The sequence below is a fragment of the Pseudomonas sp. Bc-h genome (genome assembly GCF_002080045.1).
In the GTDB taxonomy this organism is placed as follows: Bacteria; Pseudomonadota; Gammaproteobacteria; order Pseudomonadales; family Pseudomonadaceae; genus Aquipseudomonas.
In genome coordinates, this window is record NZ_MUIN01000011.1 from 227,101 (window position 1) to 247,148 (window position 20,048).

18 protein-coding genes are annotated in these 20,048 nt (G+C 60.3%); 9 read left to right on the forward strand and 9 right to left on the reverse strand.

The features are described 5' to 3' along the window. The first annotated feature begins 15 nt into the window (after positions 1 to 15). Entirely contained in the window at positions 16 to 933 is a 918-nt protein-coding gene (locus BWR59_RS21360) for a dihydrodipicolinate synthase family protein (RefSeq protein ID WP_081567621.1), read from the forward strand. A 149-nt stretch (positions 934 to 1,082) separates the two neighbouring features. Here the strand turns inward: BWR59_RS21360 and ttcA are convergent, their stop codons facing one another. Beyond that, positions 1,083 to 1,907, reverse strand: a complete 825-nt coding sequence (gene ttcA, locus BWR59_RS21365) for a tRNA 2-thiocytidine(32) synthetase TtcA (RefSeq protein ID WP_081567622.1) — start codon at positions 1,905 to 1,907, stop codon at positions 1,083 to 1,085. Between the two features lie 420 nt (positions 1,908 to 2,327). On the opposite strand from ttcA, the gene BWR59_RS21370 reads away from it, so the two are divergent. Both BWR59_RS21370 and BWR59_RS21375 read left to right on the forward strand, forming a co-directional pair. Continuing rightward, the gene (locus BWR59_RS21370) at positions 2,328 to 2,930 is read left to right on the forward strand and encodes a Yip1 family protein (protein WP_081567623.1); all 603 of its coding nucleotides are present in this window, start codon (positions 2,328 to 2,330) and stop codon (positions 2,928 to 2,930) included. 244 nt (positions 2,931 to 3,174) lie between these two features. After that, positions 3,175 to 3,669 carry a SprT family zinc-dependent metalloprotease gene (locus BWR59_RS21375; RefSeq protein ID WP_081567624.1) on the forward strand — a complete coding sequence of 165 codons (495 nt, stop codon included), beginning with the start codon at positions 3,175 to 3,177 and terminating at the stop codon, positions 3,667 to 3,669. Positions 3,670 to 3,672: 3 nt separating this feature from the next. Here BWR59_RS21375 and BWR59_RS21380 read toward each other — a convergent pair whose 3' ends face one another. Both BWR59_RS21380 and BWR59_RS21385 read right to left on the reverse strand, forming a co-directional pair. Beyond that, on the reverse strand, positions 3,673 to 4,854 hold the full coding sequence (locus BWR59_RS21380) for a CaiB/BaiF CoA-transferase family protein (protein WP_081567625.1): 1,182 nt from the start codon (positions 4,852 to 4,854) through the stop codon (positions 3,673 to 3,675). 183 nt (positions 4,855 to 5,037) lie between these two features. Next, a complete protein-coding gene (locus BWR59_RS21385; protein ID WP_081567950.1) occupies positions 5,038 to 6,372 on the reverse strand; it encodes a dicarboxylate/amino acid:cation symporter in 1,335 nt (444 codons plus the stop codon). Between the two features lie 341 nt (positions 6,373 to 6,713). Here BWR59_RS21385 and BWR59_RS21390 point away from each other — a divergent pair, with 341 nt between their 5' ends. Next, on the forward strand, positions 6,714 to 7,712 hold the full coding sequence (locus tag BWR59_RS21390) for an AraC family transcriptional regulator (protein WP_081567626.1): 999 nt from the start codon (positions 6,714 to 6,716) through the stop codon (positions 7,710 to 7,712). Positions 7,713 to 7,746: 34 nt separating this feature from the next. Here BWR59_RS21390 and BWR59_RS21395 read toward each other — a convergent pair whose 3' ends face one another. Genes BWR59_RS21395 through BWR59_RS21405 form a run of 3 tightly spaced genes read right to left on the reverse strand, consistent with a single transcriptional unit; the run spans position 7,747 to position 10,076 of the window. Then, positions 7,747 to 9,090, reverse strand: coding sequence for an ATP-binding protein (locus BWR59_RS21395; protein WP_081567627.1), 1,344 nt, complete (start codon positions 9,088 to 9,090; stop codon positions 7,747 to 7,749). Continuing rightward, positions 9,087 to 9,764 carry a response regulator gene (locus BWR59_RS21400; RefSeq protein WP_081567628.1) on the reverse strand — a complete coding sequence of 226 codons (678 nt, stop codon included), beginning with the start codon at positions 9,762 to 9,764 and terminating at the stop codon, positions 9,087 to 9,089. The genes BWR59_RS21395 and BWR59_RS21400 overlap by 4 nt, the downstream gene beginning before the upstream one ends. A 57-nt stretch (positions 9,765 to 9,821) precedes the next feature. Then, positions 9,822 to 10,076 (reverse strand): hypothetical protein, encoded by a 255-nt coding sequence (locus tag BWR59_RS21405; RefSeq protein WP_081567629.1) that lies wholly within the window; start codon positions 10,074 to 10,076, stop codon positions 9,822 to 9,824. 197 nt (positions 10,077 to 10,273) lie between these two features. Between BWR59_RS21405 and BWR59_RS21410 the strand changes: the two genes are divergently transcribed. Then, positions 10,274 to 11,080, forward strand: coding sequence for a dienelactone hydrolase family protein (locus tag BWR59_RS21410; RefSeq protein WP_081567630.1), 807 nt, complete (start codon positions 10,274 to 10,276; stop codon positions 11,078 to 11,080). A gap of 126 nt (positions 11,081 to 11,206) precedes the next feature. Then, positions 11,207 to 11,932: a 4'-phosphopantetheinyl transferase gene (locus BWR59_RS21415; protein ID WP_218191256.1), complete on the forward strand. Its 726-nt coding sequence runs from the start codon at positions 11,207 to 11,209 to the stop codon at positions 11,930 to 11,932. A 39-nt stretch (positions 11,933 to 11,971) separates the two neighbouring features. On the opposite strand, the gene fhuF is transcribed toward BWR59_RS21415, so the two are convergent. Genes fhuF through BWR59_RS21430 form a run of 3 tightly spaced genes read right to left on the reverse strand, consistent with a single transcriptional unit; the run spans position 11,972 to position 15,088 of the window. Further along, positions 11,972 to 12,748, reverse strand: coding sequence for a siderophore-iron reductase FhuF (fhuF, locus tag BWR59_RS21420; RefSeq protein ID WP_081567952.1), 777 nt, complete (start codon positions 12,746 to 12,748; stop codon positions 11,972 to 11,974). Further along, a complete protein-coding gene (locus tag BWR59_RS21425) occupies positions 12,706 to 14,346 on the reverse strand; it encodes an ATP-binding protein (RefSeq protein ID WP_081567631.1) in 1,641 nt (546 codons plus the stop codon). Before BWR59_RS21425 ends, fhuF begins: the two co-directional genes overlap by 43 nt. A 4-nt stretch (positions 14,347 to 14,350) precedes the next feature. Further along, positions 14,351 to 15,088, reverse strand: a complete 738-nt coding sequence (locus BWR59_RS21430) for a response regulator (protein WP_081567632.1) — start codon at positions 15,086 to 15,088, stop codon at positions 14,351 to 14,353. 789 nt (positions 15,089 to 15,877) lie between these two features. Here BWR59_RS21430 and BWR59_RS21435 point away from each other — a divergent pair. The 3 genes from BWR59_RS21435 (at position 15,878) to BWR59_RS21440 (ending at position 19,668) form a co-directional block, all read left to right on the forward strand. Next, positions 15,878 to 18,790, forward strand: a complete 2,913-nt coding sequence (locus tag BWR59_RS21435) for a ribonucleoside-diphosphate reductase subunit alpha (protein ID WP_081567633.1) — start codon at positions 15,878 to 15,880, stop codon at positions 18,788 to 18,790. 108 nt (positions 18,791 to 18,898) lie between these two features. Then, positions 18,899 to 19,069 (forward strand): YhfG family protein, encoded by a 171-nt coding sequence (locus BWR59_RS32085; protein WP_143490900.1) that lies wholly within the window; start codon positions 18,899 to 18,901, stop codon positions 19,067 to 19,069. Then, positions 19,069 to 19,668 carry a putative adenosine monophosphate-protein transferase Fic gene (locus BWR59_RS21440; protein ID WP_081567634.1) on the forward strand — a complete coding sequence of 200 codons (600 nt, stop codon included), beginning with the start codon at positions 19,069 to 19,071 and terminating at the stop codon, positions 19,666 to 19,668. The genes BWR59_RS32085 and BWR59_RS21440 overlap by 1 nt, the downstream gene beginning before the upstream one ends. Positions 19,669 to 20,048 lie beyond the last annotated feature (380 nt).

Genomic DNA, 20,048 nt, shown 5'->3' on the forward strand with positions numbered 1-20,048 from the left:
CATAAGGAGTCACTCATGAGCCAGTCCGTATCCTGGAGCGGTGTTTTCCCTGCCGTTACCACGCAATTCAACGAAGATTTCTCTCTCAACCTGGAGGCTACCCACAAGGTCATTTCCAATCTGGTGCGCGACGGTGTCTCAGGGTTGGTGATCTGTGGCACTGTGGGTGAAAACACCTCGTTGAGCGTCGCTGAAAAAATCAGCCTGGTGGAGGTCGCCAAGGACGCCTCGGCCGGGCGCGTGCCGGTGATTTCAGGGATTGCCGAATTCACCAGCGCCAACGCCAGTGCGGTTGCCAAAGACGTGCAAAAGGCTGGCGCTGACGGGATCATGCTGATGCCTGCGCTGGTCTACTCGTCCAAACCCTTCGAGACCGCCGCGCACTTTCGCACCGTGGCCGCGGCCACCGACTTGCCGATGATGGTTTACAACAACCCGCCGATCTACAAGAACGACGTCACCCCGGACATCCTTATTTCCCTGGCCGACTGCGACAACATCGTCTGCTTCAAGGACTCGTCGGGAAACACCAACCGCTTCATCGACGTGCGCAACGAAGTGGGTGACCGATTCGTGCTGTTCGCCGGCCTCGATGACGTGCTGGTGGAAAGCGTGGCCGTGGGCGCAGTGGGCTGGGTGTCGGGGATGTCCAACGCCTTCCCGAAAGAGGGCGAAACCCTGTTCCGCCTGGCCAAGGCCGGACGTTTCGCTGAAGCGATGGCGCTTTATGAGTGGTTCATGCCGCTGCTGCACCTGGATGCGCGTCCGGACCTGGTGCAGTGCATCAAGCTCTGCGAAGCGATCATGGAACGCGGCAGCGCCCTCACCCGCCCACCGCGTCTGGCGCTGCCGGACAGTGACCGGGAATATGTCGAGGGGCTGATGAAGACGGCGCTGGCGAACAAGCCGGTGTTGCCGGAGGTGGGGTTGTAACCAGCCGGCTAAACACCTCGGTTCCCTTGACGACGCCACCACCGTGGGAGGGAGCTTGCTCGCGAATGCATTCGGTCTGCCGCATTGTTGTGTCTGACACACCGCTTTCGCGAGCAAGCTCCCCGCCCACAACAGTTGGCGGGGGTGCTTTAGATATTCACCACATTCACGAACCGCGACGCTGCGGTCTCGTCGATCTTCAGGCTGGTGAAGTCGAACAGGTTGCGGTCCGCCAGTTGCGACGGAATGACATTCTGCAGGCTGCGGAAGATCATTTCCGAACGCCCCGGGGTCTTGCGATCCCAGTCCTGAAGCATGTCCTTGACCACCTGACGCTGCAGGTTTTCCTGGGAGCCGCACAGGTTGCACGGAATGATCGGGAACTGCTTCATGTCCGAATAGGCCTGGATGTCTTTCTCGGCGCAGTAGGCCAGCGGACGAATCACCACATTGCGGCCATCGTCGGCGCGCAGCTTCGGCGGCATGGCCTTGATGGTGCCGTTGAAGAACATGTTCAGGAAGAAGGTTTCGACGATGTCGTCGCGGTGGTGACCGAGGGCCATCTTGGTCGCGCCGATTTCGTCGGCGAAGGTGTACAGCGTGCCGCGACGCAGGCGCGAGCACAGCGAGCAGGTGGTCTTGCCTTCGGGAATCAGTTCCTTGACCACCGAATAGGTGTCTTTCTCGACGATGTGGTACTCGACGCCGAGTTCTTTCAGGTACGCCGGCAGCACGTGCTCGGGAAAGCCTGGCTGTTTCTGGTCCATGTTCACGGCGACGATATCGAATTTGATCGGCGCCACCTTCTGCAGATGGATCAGCACGTCGAGCATGGTGTAGCTGTCCTTGCCGCCGGACAGGCAGACCATCACCTTGTCGCCCTCTTCAATCATGTTGAAATCGGCCACCGCTTCGCCAGCGAGCCTGCGCAGACGCTTCTGCAGTTTGTTCTGATTGACTGAAAGGGTGCCCATGGCGCTGATATCCGCTCGCTGTGACTCTGGAAAAGGTCGGCATTTTACGCATAAACGTGGCGGCAGGTAATGCTTGTGTGGGTGCCACACAGCCCTGTGGGCGCTGCTGGAGGTCACGACAGTGGCGAAAGCGGTATACCTGACACGCCGCATTCGCCACTGTCGTAACTTCCAGCAGCTCCCACAGGTTCCGTCACAGCGACACATACCATTTATCCGCCCATATTCGGCTGCTGATCACCATCAGCTATTAACAGCCCCCGGATAGTCCCAATTACTCTAAAGGCCACGGTTTTCGAGGCCTCCAGCTTTCTATACTGGCAATGAGGTCGCAGCCATTCCCGTTCTGAGATTGTGGCCTTGCCCTGACGGCATGTGGCCGGTCAGGTGCGACGGCGGACATCATCAGGAGTAAAGGGCATGATCCATCACGTTTTGGGGCTGTTCACGCACCCCGATCAAGAATGGCAACAGATACGTGGCGAAGAAGAAGAAAGCATCAGCCACATGTACCTCACCCATACGTTGATTCTGGCAGCGATCCCCGCCGTTTCCGCGTACATCGGCACCACTCAGGTCGGCTGGGTCATCGGCAGCCGTGCGCCGGTCATGTTGACGAGCGAAAGCGCGATCTGGATGACCATCATGTCCTATATCGCCATGCTCGCCGGAGTCGCGGTCATGGGCGGTTTCATCCACTGGATGGCCCGCACCTACGATGCCAGCCCAAGCCTTGCGCGGTGCGTGGCCTTTGCCACCTACACGGCTACCCCATTGTTCATCGGCGGCCTCGCGGCGCTGTATCCGCACATGTGGCTGGGAATGATGGTCGGCCTGGCGGCGGTCTGCTACACGGTTTACCTGCTGTATGTGGGCTTGCCGGTGTTCATGAATATCCACCCGGATGAGGGCTTCATGTTTTCCAGCTCGGTACTGGCGGTGGGTCTGGTGGTGCTGGTAGCGATCATGGCGTTCACCGTGGTGCTGTGGGGTATCGGGGTGGGGCCTGAGTACACCAATTGAGCGATGAGCGAGTAGACGCGACGGACTGTGAAATCACATACGGACATGTGGGAGGGAGCTTGCTCACGAATGCGGTGTGTCAGCCAAGAAGATGTCTCTGATCCACGGCATTCGCGAGCAAGCTCTCTGCCACAGGGCTCTTTGCAAGCCCGAACCTTCGCATTATTCCTACCATTCGGCGCCTTTGGTTTTCGGCAAGCACACGCTTTGCGGCATACTCGCATCCTCTGGAGACCGATGAAGCATGCTCGAGCAACTCAATTCCCGCGTCGAATCCTGTTACCAACAAGCCGAAGATTTTTTCAAACGCCCTTTCAAACGCCCTGTCGTCAGCCTCAAATTGCGAGGCCAGAAGGCCGGTGTCGCGCACCTGCATGAAAACCTGCTGCGCTTCAATCCGCAGCTGTACCGCGAAAACAGCGAAGACTTCCTGCGCCAGACCGTGGCCCACGAGGTTGCGCATCTGGTGGCCCATCAGTTGTTCGGCGACACCATTCAACCCCATGGCGAGGAATGGCAGTTGATCATGCGCGGCGTGTACGAACTGCCGCCCAATCGCTGCCACACCTATGAAATCCAGCGCCGCAGCGTGACCCGCTACATCTACCGTTGCCCGTGCCCGGAAAGCGACTTCCCGTTCTCGGTGCAGCGCCACAAGCTGGTGCGCAAAGGTCGCAGCTATTTGTGCCGAAGCTGCCGGGAAATTCTGGTATTCAGTGGCGAGACGCGGGTCGAATAGACTTCAACCCAGTGCGCCGGCTTCACGCAGCGCGGCGATTTCTTCTGCACTGAATCCGGCCGCCCCCAGCACCTGCTCACTGTGCGCACCCGCGGCCGCGGCGATGTGCCGCGGTTCAGGCAGACCGTCCGAGAACTTCAACGGACAGGCCATCTGAGATTGAAGACTGCCGTCGCCCCTCGGGACTTGCGTTACGACCTGCCGGGCCTGCAGTTGTGGATGCTCGAGCGCCTCGGCAAAGCTCAAAACAGGCTCGACGCAGGCATCAATGGCGGCGAAGCAGGCTTCAAGCTCGGCAAAACCACGCCGTTCAAACTCAATCTGCAGTTCATGCTTGAGCGCCATCTGATCGGTTGCCACTGCCGACAAGCCACGCTGGCCCAACTCCGGGCGCCCCAGTGCGTCACACAATGCCTGCATGAAGGCCGGCTCGAGACTGCCCACCGAAAACCAGCGCCCGTCGCGGCTGCGGTAATAGTCGTAGAAGCTGCCGCCGTTGAGCATCTGTTCCTCAGGCTGTGGTTCGACCCCCGCCGCCAGATACCCTGCCCCCGCCAGAGCATTCAGGCTGAACGCACAGTCGGTCATGCTGACGTCGACATACTGGCCCTGCCCGGTCTGACTGCGCGCCACCACGGCGGCCAGCAGTCCGATCACCCCGTGCAGTGACCCGCCTGCCAAATCGGCGACCTGTACGCCCAATGGCAGCGGACCGCTGTCCTTGCGCCCTGTGTGGCTGGCGACACCGGCCAGCGCCAGATAGTTGATGTCATGCCCGGCACGCTCGCGATAAGGGCCAGTCTGGCCGTAGCCTGTGATCGCCACGTAGATCAGGCGCGGGTTGATTGCCTTGAGCGCTTCGTAGCCAATCCCGAGGCGATCCATCACGCCGGGGCGAAACTGCTCCAGCACGATGTCGTATTGCGCCACCAGCCGCTTGATCACCTCTATCGCCCGGGGCTGCTTGAGGTCCAGCGCCAGGCTGCGCTTGTTGCGGTTGAGGTAGGCATGGCTGGCTGACACGCCCTGATCATGGGGCGGCAGCACGCGCAGCAGGTCCAGCCGGGTCGGCGATTCGATGCGCAACACCTCGGCGCCCATGTCCGCCAGCAGCAACGAGGCGAACGGCCCGGGCAACAGCGTCGAGAAATCGAGGACTTTGAGTGAGCACAGCGGACCTTGCATGTGAAGCCTCCCTGAGGAACGGCGAATGGGATCAGAGTAGGCAGCAGTCACGCGTGCAGCAATGACACAACACGCCATCCGCCTTGACTGCGCTCCGATTCACCCGGGCCCGACAGCCCCAAACAAAAAGCCCGCCCAGGTTTCCCATGGGCGGGCTTTTCAGTTCAGCGTGACGCTAACCGATCAGGAACGACCGACCGAAGCAGGGCCTTCGGCCACGCCCAGATCGTCTTCTGGACGGGTTTCTTCGATGGCACGGCCACCCGACGCCAGCTCGGCCTGAAGCTGTGGTTCGTCCAGTTCTTTCACCCACTTGGCAACGACCAGGGTCGCCACAGCGTTACCGACCAGGTTGGTCAATGCGCGGGCTTCGGACATGAAGCGGTCGATACCCAGGATCAGCGCCAGACCGGCTACCGGCAGGTGGCCAACGGCCGACAGGGTGGCAGCCAGTACGATGAAGCCCGAACCGGTCACGCCTGCAGCGCCTTTGGAGGACAGCAGCAGCACCAGCAGCAGGGTGATCTGGTGGGTGATGTCCATGTGGGTGTTGGTCGCCTGAGCGATGAACACGGCGGCCATGGTCAGGTAGATCGAGGTGCCGTCGAGGTTGAACGAGTAACCGGTCGGGATCACCAGACCCACCACGGATTTCTTCGCGCCCAGACGCTCCATCTTGATCAGCATGCGAGGCAGCGCCGATTCAGACGAGGAAGTACCCAGTACGATCAGCAGTTCTTCGCGGATGTACTTGATCAGTTTCAGGATGCTGAAACCGTGAGCGCGAGCGATACCGCCCAGCACCACTAGCACGAACAGCAGGCAGGTGATGTAGAAGCACAGCATCAACTGACCCAGTTGCACCAGCGAGCTCACGCCGTAAGCGCCGATGGTGAAGGCCATTGCACCCAGCGCACCCAGTGGCGCCAGTTTCATGATCATGTTGATGATGTTGAACATGACGTGGGCGAAGCGATCGATGAAGTCCAGGATCGGCTTGCCGTAGGAACCCAGGCGATGCAGGGCGAAACCGAAGATCACCGAGAACATCAGCACTTGCAGGATATCGCCGTTGGCGAAGGCGCCGACGATGGTGTTCGGTATCACGTTCAGGATGAAGCCGACGATGCTCTGGTCTTTACCAGCGGTGACGTAGGCAGCGACTTTGGAAGCGTCAAGGGTCGAAACGTCGATGTTCATGCCGGCGCCCGGCTGAACCACGTTCACCACGATCAGGCCGATGATCAGCGAGATGGTGGAGACGATTTCGAAGTAGAGCAGCGCGTAACCACCGGTCTTGCCCACGGACTTCATGCTCTGCATGCCAGCGATGCCGCTGACCACGGTGCAGAAGATGATGGGGGCGATGACCATTTTGATCAGTTTGATAAACCCGTCACCCAAGGGTTTGAGCGTAACGGCAGTATCGGGATACCAGTGACCGAGTGCGATACCGATGATGATTGCAACGATCACCTGGGCATACAGGGATTTGTAGATTGGCTGACGAGTCGTCATTGCAGTTTCCTCAAGAGCGTCGCTTTGCATCATTCCTGATGCGACGACGCCTAAAGTGCGAACCCTCCTGCTCGGAGAGATTTGTTTTTGTCGAGCTGCGCGCGGCAGACCTCTGCGACTTGTATCGCAAGCCCCGTGCCACTGTTTGAAAATTCCCTGAAAGCCCCGAGCGGCATGGACTGCCTGGTTAACCCTAGTCAAAAATGGCGCAGAGCAATGGCGGATTTCCGCCCATTCCAGACAAAATAACCCGCGCATTGGCGGGTATCCGCCTTGTAGGTGCGTCTGGTCGCCGCCTACCATCAGGCACGCTTTCGCATCAAGAAGAACAAGAGCCCGCCATGCGCCAACGAACCATCGCCAGCCATTTCGCCCGCGCCGTGCTGCAAGGTGCGCGTCGCTATGAGCTCGATTGCCTGCCGATTCTGGAACAGGCCGGCATCCAGCCTGAACTGCTGGACGAGCCGCGGGCGCGCATTGCGCCGGAACAGTTTGCGCGCCTCATCCAGTTGGTGTGGCGAGCGCTGGACGACGAATACATGGGCTTTGGCCTGGCGCCCAGCAAGCGCGGGACCTTCGCCATGATGTGTCATGCGCTGATCCACTGCCGCACGCTGGACAAGGCCTTGCAGCGGGGCTTCATGTTTTACGGGCTGTTCCCCGATTCACCACGCCTGAGCCTGCAACGTGAAGGTGAATGGGTGCGTTTGTGCCTGGACGATTCGAGCCTGAGCGATCCCGAGCACTTCCTGAGTGAGTCGCTGCTGGTGATCTGGCATCGCCTCGCCAGTTGGCTGATCGGCCAGCGCATTCGGCTGGACAACGCCACCTTCGCTTACCCCAAACCGGCCCACAGCGCCGAGTACGATCTGCTGTTCTATTGCCCGATGCAGTTCGCCGCTCAGCAAACCGCGTTGACCTTCCATGCACGTTATCTGGACCTGCCGCTGTTGCAGGACGAACGCACCCTCAAGCGTTTCCTCGAGCGTTCCCCTGCCGACTTGCTGGCCCGTCCGGACGATGGTGACAGCCTCAGCAGCCAGCTACGCCGCCTGCTCAGTCGCGATTGCAACAAATGGCCGGACCTGGAAACCGTCGCCGATCACCTGCATATCAGCCCCCAGACCCTGCGCCGGCATCTGCGTGACGAGGGCACCAGTTTTCAGGGATTGAAGGATGAATTGCGGCGGGACATGGCGATTTATCACCTGGGCCAGGCCGACCTGTCGCTACAGGAAATCGCCGAGCAGCTGGGGTTTTCGGAGCCGTCGGCGTTTCATCGGGCGTTCAAGAAGTGGACCGGACTGACGCCGGGGGCGTATCGGGCGCAGGAGGTTTGATAGCGAGTCGCGCCACCCCGATCATCCGTAGCCGTCAGATCGCGAACTGAATCCTGAACGCCGCACCGCCGAGCTGCGAATCGCCCAGGGTCAGCTGCGCGCCATAGCTTTCGATGATGTCCTTGACCACCGCCAGCCCGATGCCCTGGCCCGGATTTTTCTCATCCAGACGCTCGCCACGCTCCAGAATCCGCGCACGCTGGCTGTGCGGCACGCCGGGGCCGTCGTCTTCGATGCACAACTCATCACCCATGATCGAAGGCTGCCAGCTCACCCGAACTTCACTGAGGCACAGGCGATAGGCGTTTTCCAGCAAATTGCCAAGCATTTCCAGCAGCGCGCCCTCCTCCATCTGCACCTGACAGTCGTCGGGTAGATCCAGCACCACATTGACCCGTTTGTCGCGATAGACCTTCTCCAGCGTGTTACACAGGCTTTCGACCACGGGTTTGAGATTGACGTGATGACGCACCAGCCCGCTCTTGCGCAAACTGGCGCGCTGCAATTGATAGCTGATCTGCTGGCTCATGCGCTCGATCTGCGATTGAAGTATGCGCGCCTGCTCAAGGTCTTCAGGGCGTTTGGCGATCTTCTCGCTGACTCCTTGCAACACCGCCAGCGGGGTTTTCAGGCTGTGGGCCAGATCGCCCAGCGAGTCGCGATAACGAATGCGCTGTTCTCGCTCGCTGCGCAACAGCCGGTTGAGCGAGCCGGTCAGGCGCAACAATTCGCTGGGGTGTTTTTCGCTGAGGCCTTCGCGGGAACCGGCTTCCACCTGATCCAGCTCCTGACTCATGCCTTTGAGCGCGCGCAAGCCCCATGTCAGGCCAACCCACAACAGAATCAACAGCACCAGCAACGCGCCGCCGAAGCCCAGATAGAGCTTCTCGCGCAGGCCGGAAATGGTTTCCTGATATTCGCGCACCGGCTGCAAGGCGACGATGCTGTACGCCGCGTTGCGCCCACCCAACAGCTTGATTTCCACGTCGTAGACGAAGAACTCCTCGCCGTTGGGCTGACGGATCTTGGCGAACTCGGCGCCCCGTCCGTCGTAGCGCGGCTGGTAATCGATGGCTTCGTCTTCGGTCGCCCGGGACCGCCAGACCAGCTTGCCGGCGCGGTTATAGATGTAGCCCAGCAAGCGGCTGTCGGGGAGGCTGAATTGCTCGCCGGGCAACAGCGTCGGCATCAACAGCCGATCGTCTTCGACCCGCGCGGCGGAAATCAGTGTGGTGACATCAGAGGCCAGGCGTTTTTCGATGGAGCTTTCCAGCGCCAGGCTGAACGCGCTTTGCAGCGCAGGCAGCATCAGCAGCATGAAAATGACCGCCAGGGTGGCGGCGGCCAGCATCAGACGTACGCGAAGCGAACGAATCATCTACAGCGCTCGGTAAACAGATACCCCAGCCCGCGAACCGTATCGATCGGCTTGAAACCGTCCGGCCCCTCCAGCTTGCGGCGCAGGCGGCCGACCAGCACTTCGATCACGTTCGGATCGCGCTCGTCGTCATCGGGATACAGCTGCTCCATCAGGCGCTCCTTGGGCACCACTTGCTGATGGTGGCGCATGAGGTATTCCAGGATGCGGTATTCGTATGCGGTCAGCGCCAGAGGCTGTTCGTCCAGCGAAGCCTGCTTGCGGTTGAGATCCAGCAGCAGCGGCCCCGCCACGATGGTCGACTGGGTGAAACCGCTGGAGCGACGCAGCAAGGCGTTCATGCGAGCCTCCAGCTCTTCGAACTGAAACGGCTTGACCACGTAGTCGTCGGCACCCGCAGCCAGGCCTTCGACCTTGTCCTGCCAGTTGCCGCGGGCGGTAAGGATCAGAATCGGAAACGCCTTGTTCTGGGCGCGCAACTGACGAATCAGGTCCAGCCCGCCGATGCCCGGCAGCCCCAGATCGATGACCGCCAGGTCGTGATTGAACTGGCCCGCCTGATACAACGCCTCCTCGGCATTGCCCACCGCTTCGACCACGTGACCGCTCTCGGTCAGGCGAGTCTGCAAGTGATGGCGCAACAGGGCTTCATCTTCGACAACCAGCAATTTCATGACGCTCTCCCAGGCACGGATTTACCTCTCGATTGGTTATCCTTGGACGCTGACGGCTTATAACCGGTGTTGAACAGGCAAATAGCTGTCGGGGCTCTGGCTCAGACTTGACGTTCGCGCCGCGTAGGCACCACTCATCGCAGGGGTAGCGTCGGACAGTTTAGCCGTGCTCGCCATCATTATTCCTGGGAGTTTTCTGCTATTTCGGCCGTGGTCGATGCGCGCACTGTCGGCATTGCCGTCAGACGCCTGGGCAGCGGCGCTGCTGCCGAGAAAAGCCAGGGCCAGAAAAAGCTTGTTGAACGTCATCATGCGCAGGTCCTCCGGCGCCAGGCGCCTTGTTGGGTACGACGCCGAGAATACGCAGCAGGCGCTGAACCCCTCCTGAACGCGTTCTGAACCTGAGCTGAACCCGAGGTGAACATATATGTACCGCACAGGGTCGGACCTGTACGACACAATCGTCTAGGCTCAACGCAAGACGAGCCCCGAACGCAAAGGAGAACAACATGCGGTTGCTGATAGCCTTCACCCTCATGTGCCTGGCGAGCCTTGCCCAGGCGGAAGTGAAAACCCGCACCATCGATTACCAGAGCGCCGATGGCACCAGACTGGTCGGCTACTACGCCTACGACGACGCCATCAAGGGCCCACGCCCCGGCATCGTGGTGGTCCATGAATGGTGGGGCCTGAACGATTACGCCAAGCGCCGCGCCCGCGATCTGGCGGTTCTGGGCTACAGCGCCATGGCCATCGACATGTACGGTGAGGGCAAGAACACCGAACACCCGAAAGACGCCATGGCGTTCATGCAGGCCGCCACGGCCGACAGCGCGGCGTCCGCCAAACGCTTTGACGCAGGCATCGAACAGCTGAAAAAACAGCCCGAAACCAACCCGCAGAAGATCGCCGCCATCGGCTACTGCTTCGGTGGCGGCGTGGTCCTGGATGCCGCACGACGGGGTGAACCGCTGGATGCAGTGGTGAGTTTCCACGGTGCACTGACCACCAAGACCCCGGCGAAGGAAGGCGTGACCAAGACCCCGATGCTGATCGAACACGGCAACGGTGACACCATGGTCACTGCGCAGAACGTCGCCGACTTCAAGAAAGAAATGGACGCCGCCAAGGCGGACTACAAGTTCGTCGGCATCGACGGCGCCAAACACGGCTTCACCAACCCGGACGCCGACAAACTCAGCCACGGCGATCATGGCGGGCCGGATATCGGCTACAACCAGGCCGCAGACATGAGTTCGTGGGCGGACATGAAGGCGTTCCTTAAAGAGCAGTTCGCGAAGAATTCGACGCTGTAATTGAGCCGGGGGCTTCATGCCCTGTAGCTGTCCAGCCGGACTGGTACAGGGCGCCTGCCGGAACCGAATCAGGTGGCCCTTCGCTTTTGTGGCGCACCTCAATCCTATTCCGGCAAAATGCCGCCCATGACCCAGTCCCCAGACCTCCCTAACTGCTGCCCCATCCTCACCACTCACTGGCCTCTGCCCCAGGCGCTGGAAAACGTGGTACTGGTGAGCAGTCAGTTCGACCCGCAGAAACTCGTCGACGGCGACTTTCAGCGCTGCCTGATCGAACCTCCCGCCAGTATCCAGCGCTCAGTGGCCAAACGTCAGACCGAATTCCTCGCCGGGCGCCTTTGCGCTCGCGAAGCAATGCGTCAGCTCGACGGCCGTCAGCATGTGCCATTGATCGGTGATGATCGCGCCCCGGTCTGGCCTGAAGATCTATGCGGTTCGATCACCCACAGCACCGGCTGGGCAGCAGCCATCGTTGCCAACAAACGGCACTGGCGCGGGTTGGGCATGGACGTGGAAAAAGTGATGAGCAGCGAACGCGCCGCTCGTCTGGCGGGGGAAATCCTCACCGCCGATGAGCTGCAACGCATGGCCGCAGGGCCCGAGCACCAGGTCGCGCTGCTGGCCACGCTGACCTTCTCCCTGAAAGAAAGCCTGTTCAAGGCGCTCTACCCCATCGTGCTCAAACGCTTCTACTTCGAAGACGCCGAATTGCTCGAATGGTCGGAAACCGGCAGCGCACGGCTGCGCTTGAAGATCGACCTTTCAGAGCAATGGCACAGCGGCAGAGAGTTGCAGGGACAATTCAGCGTGCGGGATGGGCAGTTGTTGAGTCTGGTCAGCATCCCGAACTGAAAGTCCTCGGGCCTCGACATGCCTCCTGTAGCCGGACTGCTACACGTCTATGTGGGTAGGCGTGATCCACTGCAAAGGGCAATGCTCACACCGCCCTACCCGCTCGACCCGATAACTCAAACAGCAACTGCGCCGCTGCCTGACCGACTGCCCGTCCACCCCTTCTATCCCGTTCACCCCTTTTGTATAGGTAATGGCGTTGAACAGCGGGTTGCGCCTTCCGTTCGACCGCAGCCTTTCGCGCAGCAGACCATATCCAGGGTCCAGCGACACTTCGCTCGCCGCCGACAGCTGACGCAGACAGGTTTCCAGATAATCCCCGGCATTGCCCCACAGCACGCCCGGCGCCACGTTGCCATAAGCGCTCAAGCGTTCGATGACTTGCTGCAGATTGTCGAGCAACGGCGCGAAACGCTCGAAAGCCTCGTCTGATCGAGAAGCCTCACACGCCTCCCCCTCAACTCTCACGCCATCGAGCAAACCCCGTTCATCAAGGGCAAATCCCAACCGATCCAGCGACAACGACCAACTCACTCCATGCACCAGGCTCGCCACGACAACCGGCGGAATGAGCTGCATCGCGTAATATTTCATCCATTGCGAGACCAGCACCGGCAGCTGTTCAGGCATCAATTCCGGGCCGTAAACCTGCAATAACAGCCGGTCGAGAGTGTCGCCCCGCAACAATTCAGGCAGGGGGATAACCGGACGCGCCTTATCCAGAACCAGCGTCTTCGCAAATCCGGCCAATGGCCCGGCAAATAGATCGCGGCTCACGCATCCCCCTGCTGACGTGGCCAGGCGAGGCTGAAACAGGCGCCGCCGAGGGCCTGGCTGCGCCCGATCAGCGCGCGACCGGCGTGCCAATGAATGATCCGGCGCACGATCGACAACCCCAGCCCATGCCCGCCCGACGCCCGCGTGCGGCTGTCATCGAGGCGCATGAACGGCGTGAAAATCCGCTCCCAGGCGCTTTCGGGCACGCCGGGGCCATCGTCTTCGACATCGATACGGCAGCGCTCCTGGCTCAGCTGAAAACCGATCCGCACCTCGGACTCGGCGTGACGCATCGCATTGCTCACCAGATTCTGCAGCGCGCGGTGCAAGTAACGCGGCTCGGCCTCGACCCAGGCAGTCACGCCCTCGGATGAATCGTCGTTCACCGCGATGCATTCGCCGCGAGTGACCTTGACGTTGGCCCGCAGTGGCGCCAGTTCGGCGATAACCTGATCGATCAAGGCGTCAAGGTCGATGCGCTGAAAGTTCAGGGTCGGCGAACCTTGCTCCAGACGCGCGTACGTCAGCATCTCGTCCACCAGCTTGTCGAGGTCCTGAATGTCGTTGTCCATGCCGATCATGTATTTATGCCGCGCTTCGGGGGTGCTGGCGTCGCCGATCATTTCCAGGCCAAAGCGCAGACGCGCCACTGGGGTACGCAATTCGTGGGAAACGGCACGCACCAGCTCGCGTTGAATGGTCAGTGAGCGTTGCAAATGCTCGGCCATGCCGTTGAAGGCCGACGCCAGCCGCCCTACTGAATCAGCTCCAGTGGTGGGTACGCGGGTTTCCAGACTGCCTTGAGCGATCTGCGTCGCCGCCGCTTCCAGCCCTAGCAAACGACGCTCCAGCCGGCGCACCAGCAGATACACCACCAGCCCGATCAGGCACAGGCCGAGGAAGGCAATCAGGATCAGCAATTCAGGGGGGTAAGGGTTGAACTGATACAGCGGGCCGATCTCCAGCACCCACGGCGTTTCGCCGACGCCAGACAGCACACGGATCGAATCGCCACCTTTGCCCAGCGCCATGACCGTGTCGCCTTCATCGATGCGCCGACGCTGATCGTCATCGACATCGGCCTGCTCCAGCTTGATCAGGTGCATGTCGAAGCCAAAGCCCTTGCTCAAACGCAGGGTTTCGAGGCGGATCGGCTGCTCATCGACGGAAAACCGCACCAGTTCGTCGAGCAACAGGAATATCGTCGCCCGAGCCAACTGTTCGCTGATCTGCCGCACCTCGCCAGTCAACAACAAGGCGCTGCCGGGTTTGCCGGACTCGCCCGGCTCGACCTCGCGAAACACCCGTGCGGCATGGGGGCCGGTCTGCTCGACCACCACTTGGCCGCGACTCAGGCGATTGCGCGCGCCGCCGTCCAGATGCGCCTGCTCGGCGGTTTCCAGCTCCAGTGGAATTCCCAGCAGCCGCTCCCACACCGCCAACGCGCGCGTGCGCTCGATGTTGTCCATCTGCTTGAGGTTATCGGCCATCAGCGTAAACGTGCCGTGGGCCAGTTGCTCGCGGTACTGCTCGCCACGCACCTTGTTCGCCAGATGCAGCGTCAGCACGCCAAGCAATGCCACCAGCACCAGCACGCCGAGCATGCCGCCATAGATACGCAGGAAAATGGAATTCATGGTGTCAGCCGTTGAGCATGAAGTTGTTCATGTCCCTGGCGGCCTCCGGCACGAACAGATACCCCTTGCTGCGCACCGTTTTGATCAGGCGCGGATGAATGGGGTCGTCGCCTATCCGGGGGCGAATTTTCGAGATGCGCACATCGATGGAACGATCCTGCCCGTCATAACCGACGCCACGCAGGGCGGTGAAGATTTCTTCGCGGGACAGAATGCGCCCGGCGTTGGCCACCAGCAGCCACAGCAGGTCGAACTCGGCGCTGGTCAGGTCGATGCTCTGTTCATTGAGCCAGGCCTCGCGCAAGGCGTTATCCACCACCAGCGGGCCGAACACCAGGCGCCGCTGCTCCGGGGCGGGAGCCTCCACTGCATCACTGCGGCGTAACAAGGCGTGAATCCGCGCCAGCAACACCCGTGGGTGCACGGGCTTGCAGACGAAATCATCGGCGCCCATGTCCAGGCCCTGAATCTGGTCGCTGTCGTCAGTGCGCGCGGTGAGCATCAGAATCGGCCCGTCGTAACGGCCGCGCACCTTGCGGCAGATGCTCAGACCGTCTTCGCCGGGCAGCATCAGGTCGAGAATCACCAGGTCCGGCTGCTCCTCGACGATCCGCTGCGCCGCCTGCGCACCGTCACTCTCGACGCCTACGCGCAGGCCATGGCTTTCAAGGTAATCGCGGGTCAGTTCGGCCAGTCGAAGATCGTCCTCGACGATCAGCACCTGCCAGGGTTCTTGCTGCACGGTCCATGTCTCCTGGTGGTTGTTCTTATTAATAGGGGTTGTCGCCAAGATCCACCTGCTGACAGAGCAGATAAGGGTCGGCGCTTTTCACGTGGGAGGGACATCAGAGCCGATCATCGCGAGCAATAGTACCCACTCCCCCAACATGACACATGACATGCAAAACCACCCGTTCGCCGCCCTTGCCAACCCCATATTTTGTGATAGGGTTCGCGCCCGCAAAAAACCGGGCAACTGTTTTTCGACACTGAAAACTCAGTGATCGGCGGTCCATCCCAGCAGGCATGCGGCCTACACGCGATTTACCCTTTTCGCACACAAATTACACACAGCTTTATCCACAGGTTGCGCCTTCAAGACACGTTGCATTTGATGTCCTAAACGCATTATCTTGTACCCCGTCGCTCGTGGAGACCCTACATGTAGGGTTTGGGTCAAAAAACCAAACACAAGTGACCGAGAGATTTCAAGCACTTTTTCTCGCATCAAAAGGGTTGAGATACCCCGATTTACCGCCTGACCGCTCACACGCGAATGGCAGACAGCAAAGCTCATTGATCTGCGCGTAACGGTACTAGGGCTGCAACATTAAAGTTGCATTCTGCATCAGATTTTTACAGGGCACGGGCCAAGACCCGCGCCCTTTTGGACTTCAAAGCCAGGGATCGCGCTCAAAGCCTTCCCATCCGTTTTGAAGTCATTGGACTGACGCCTGTCGGTCAACTGCCTCAAGACGGAACGGTGGACGCAATCAGCGTCCAAATAAACATAGAGAACGTGGAGACACCCATGCAAACAGACACAACTCGCGAGAATCCGCAGGCCATTGCGCCGCAGACAGGTGCGACCCAGCAGGACCTGTCCGCGACCGCCCCGGGTCAGTTGCGTGTGATCAAGCGTAACGGCACCGTGGTTGCGTATGCCGATGACAAGATCACCGTTGCCATCACCAAGGCTTTCCTCGCAGTTGAAGGCGGTACCGCCGCCGCGTCGTCGCGTATCCACGACACCGTTGCCCGCCTGACCGAACAGGTCACCGCGACCTTCAAGCGTCGCATGCCTTCGGGCGGCACCATCCACATCGAAGAAATTCAGGATCAGGTAGAACTGGCGCTGATGCGCGCTGGCGAGCAAAAAGTGGCTCGCGACTACGTGATCTACCGTAACGACCGCTCCAAAGAGCGTGCCGGTCGTGGCGGCGAAGCCCCTGTGCAGGCTCACCCGTCGATCCGCATCACCGCCAAAGACGGCAGCCTCGCGCCGCTGGACATGGGCCGCCTGAACACCATCATCACCGAAGCGTGTGAAGGCCTGGCCGAGGTTGACGCCAACCTGATCCAGAACGAAACCCTGAAAAACCTGTACGACGGCGTGGCGCTGACCGACGTCAACACCGCTCTGGTAATGACCGCGCGTACCCTCGTCGAGCGTGAGCCGAACTACTCGTTCGTGACCGCGCGCCTGCTGATGGACACCCTGCGTGCCGAAGGCCTGGGCTTCCTGAACGTTGCCGAAAGCGCCACTCACCACGAAATGGCCGACCTGTACGCCAAGGCTCTGCCGGCTTACGTCGCCAAAGGTATCGAGTTCGAACTGCTGAACCCTGTTCTGGCCGAATTCGACCTGGAAAAACTGGGCAAGGCGATCAACCACGAGCGCGACCAGCAATTCACCTACCTGGGCCTGCAGACCCTGTACGACCGTTACTTCATCCACAAGGATGGCGTGCGTTTCGAACTGCCGCAGATCTTCTTCATGCGTGTGGCCATGGGCCTGGCAATCGAAGAGAAAGCCCGTGAAGACCGCGCCATCGAGTTCTACAACCTGTTGTCGTCCTTCGACTACATGGCCTCGACCCCGACGCTGTTCAACGCCGGCACCCTGCGCCCACAGCTGTCGAGCTGCTACCTGACCACCGTTCCGGATGACCTGTCGGGCATTTACCACGCCATCCACGACAACGCCATGCTGTCCAAATTCGCAGGCGGTCTGGGCAACGACTGGACGCCGGTTCGCGCGCTGGGCTCCTACATCAAGGGCACCAACGGCAAATCCCAGGGCGTCGTGCCATTCCTGAAAGTGGTCAACGACACCGCTGTTGCAGTGAACCAGGGCGGCAAGCGCAAAGGCGCTGTCTGTGCCTACCTGGAAACCTGGCACATGGACATCGAAGAGTTCATCGAGCTGCGCAAGAACACCGGTGATGATCGTCGTCGTACCCACGACATGAACACCGCCAACTGGATCCCTGACCTGTTCATGAAGCGTGTCTTCGACGACGGCAAGTGGACCCTGTTCTCGCCTTCCGAAGTGCCGGATCTGCACGACCTGACCGGTAAAGCCTTCGAAGAGCGCTACGAGTACTACGAAGCGCTGACCGAGTACCCAGGCAAGGTCAAGCTGTTCAAGACCATCCAGGCCAAAGACCTGTGGCGCAAAATGCTGTCCATGCTCTTCGAAACCGGCCACCCATGGCTGACGTTCAAAGACCCGTGCAACCTGCGTTCGCCACAGCAGCACGTTGGCGTGGTCCACAGCTCGAACCTGTGCACCGAGATCACCCTGAACACCAACAAGGACGAGATCGCGGTCTGCAACCTGGGCTCGATCAACCTGCCGAACCACATCGTCAACGGCAAGCTGGACACCGACAAGCTCAAGCGCACCATCGACGTAGCCGTTCGCATGCTCGATAACGTTATCGACATCAACTACTACTCCGTGCCGCAAGCGAAGAACTCCAACTTCCGTCACCGTCCGGTCGGTCTGGGCATCATGGGCTTCCAGGACGCGCTGTACCTGCAGCACATCCCTTACGGTTCCGACGCTGCCGTGCAGTTCGCCGACCGTTCGATGGAAGCTGTCAGCTACTACGCGATCCAGGCTTCCTGCGATCTGGCAGACGAGCGCGGTGCCTACGAGACGTTCCAGGGTTCGCTGTGGTCCAAAGGCGTCCTGCCACTGGATTCGCAACAGATCCTGATCGAAGCGCGTGGCCAGAAGTACATCGACGTCGACCTGGAAGAGACCCTGGACTGGGCGCCAGTGCGTGCTCGCGTTCAGAAAGGCATTCGTAACTCGAACATCATGGCCATCGCACCGACCGCGACCATCGCCAACATCACCGGCGTATCGCAGTCGATCGAACCGACCTACCAGAACCTGTACGTGAAATCGAACCTCTCGGGCGAATTCACCGTGATCAACCCGTACCTGGTTCGCGACCTCAAGGCGCGCGATCTGTGGGACTCGGTCATGATCAACGACCTCAAGTACTACGACGGTTCGGTACAGCAGATCGAGCGCATCCCGCAGGAACTCAAAGACCTGTACGCCACTGCGTTCGAAGTCGACACCAAGTGGATCGTCGACGCGGCAAGCCGTCGTCAGAAGTGGATCGACCAGGCTCAGTCGCTGAACCTGTACATCGCCGGCGCTTCGGGCAAGAAGCTGGACGTCACCTACCGCATGGCCTGGTACCGTGGTCTGAAAACCACTTACTACCTCCGTGCCCTGGCGGCGACCAGCACCGAGAAGTCGACCATCAACACCGGCAAGCTGAACGCCGTTTCCAGCGGTGGCCACGGCCCGGACGACTCGGCGATCACCGCCCCGCGTCCAGCCGAAGCAGCGCCAGCCGGTCCAGCGCCAGTGCCAAAAGCCTGCGCGATCGACGAGCCAGACTGCGAAGCCTGCCAGTAAGGGCTTCGGGCGTTACACCCGTGTGACGCCCTGAATGAAGGCTCGCGGCCACTTTGGCCGCGAGCCTTCTTCAGCTACACTCCCCTTTTGAACCGTGGAGGCCTTCCCATGCCAACGCCCTCTCTGGATGCCAAGAAAGCCTACTGCGCCAGAACGCGCCGCTCCAATTACGCAGCCAGCCTGCGCCTCGAAGGTTTCGAAACCTCGCCCGGCGACTCCGAACGCCGCCTCCCGTCCCGGGAAGAACTGCTCAATACCTACCGCAACAAACAGGCCTGATGGTCGACAAATACGGCGCGGGTCAAGACCCCTACTGCCCACCCGGCAGCACCGTACTGCGTAACCGCCTCAACCTCACCGACGCAAAAACCCTGGCGCAAGCCGAGCGCGACCTGTCAGAAGTCGCCGCCGAATCCATCGACTTCGCCCCTCCCCCCTACAGCCTGTCCTACCTGCAAGCGATCCATCGCCGGCTCTTTTCCGACCTTTACGATTGGGCTGGAGAGCTGCGTACCGTCGACATCTCAAAGGACGACACGCACTTCTGCGTCACCAGCCGCATCGAGCCCGAAGCCAACAAACTGTTCAAAGTGCTCGCCGACGCCAACTGGTTTCAGGACCTTGACCGGACCAACCTGATCAACGCCAGCGCAGAACTGTTCGGCGACCTCAACGTGGTTCATCCCTTCCGCGAAGGCAATGGCCGTGCGCAACGCATCCTGTTCGAACACATCATCGTCAACGCAGGGTATGAAATCAGCTGGTGGCCAGTGGAGCCCGGCGAATGGATACAGGCCAATATCGACGCCGTAGGGTGTGACTATGCGGGACTGGTGAGGGTGTTCGAGCGGTGTGTGGGGCAGGCAATCGGCAGCTGAATATTCGCGTGTTCAGTCCTCGCGTGTGACGGAGCCAGATCATGGGCCACTCGTCGATTACGTCACAATTTGGCGCGTCATTTCCACTGGGTATTCGATATTGATTCTCGAGCGGTGCCCCCTGCACGCCTCTGGATACGCAACCTCAACGCATTATCAAAGCCATGATCCAAATCAGCCCAGATGAATTCGTCGAAATTCGAGCTCGCCCATCGATTGCCGCCAGCCAGGACACACTATATGATGTGTCTCGCTTCGAAACGAAACACTAGATACGTGATTAACCTCTAATATTAACGCGCTGTTCCTCAAGCATGGCTTGGCGAAGAACGCAAAGGAAAATGAAGGCAATTCGACCTTCAAATTCCGTCAGGGACGAA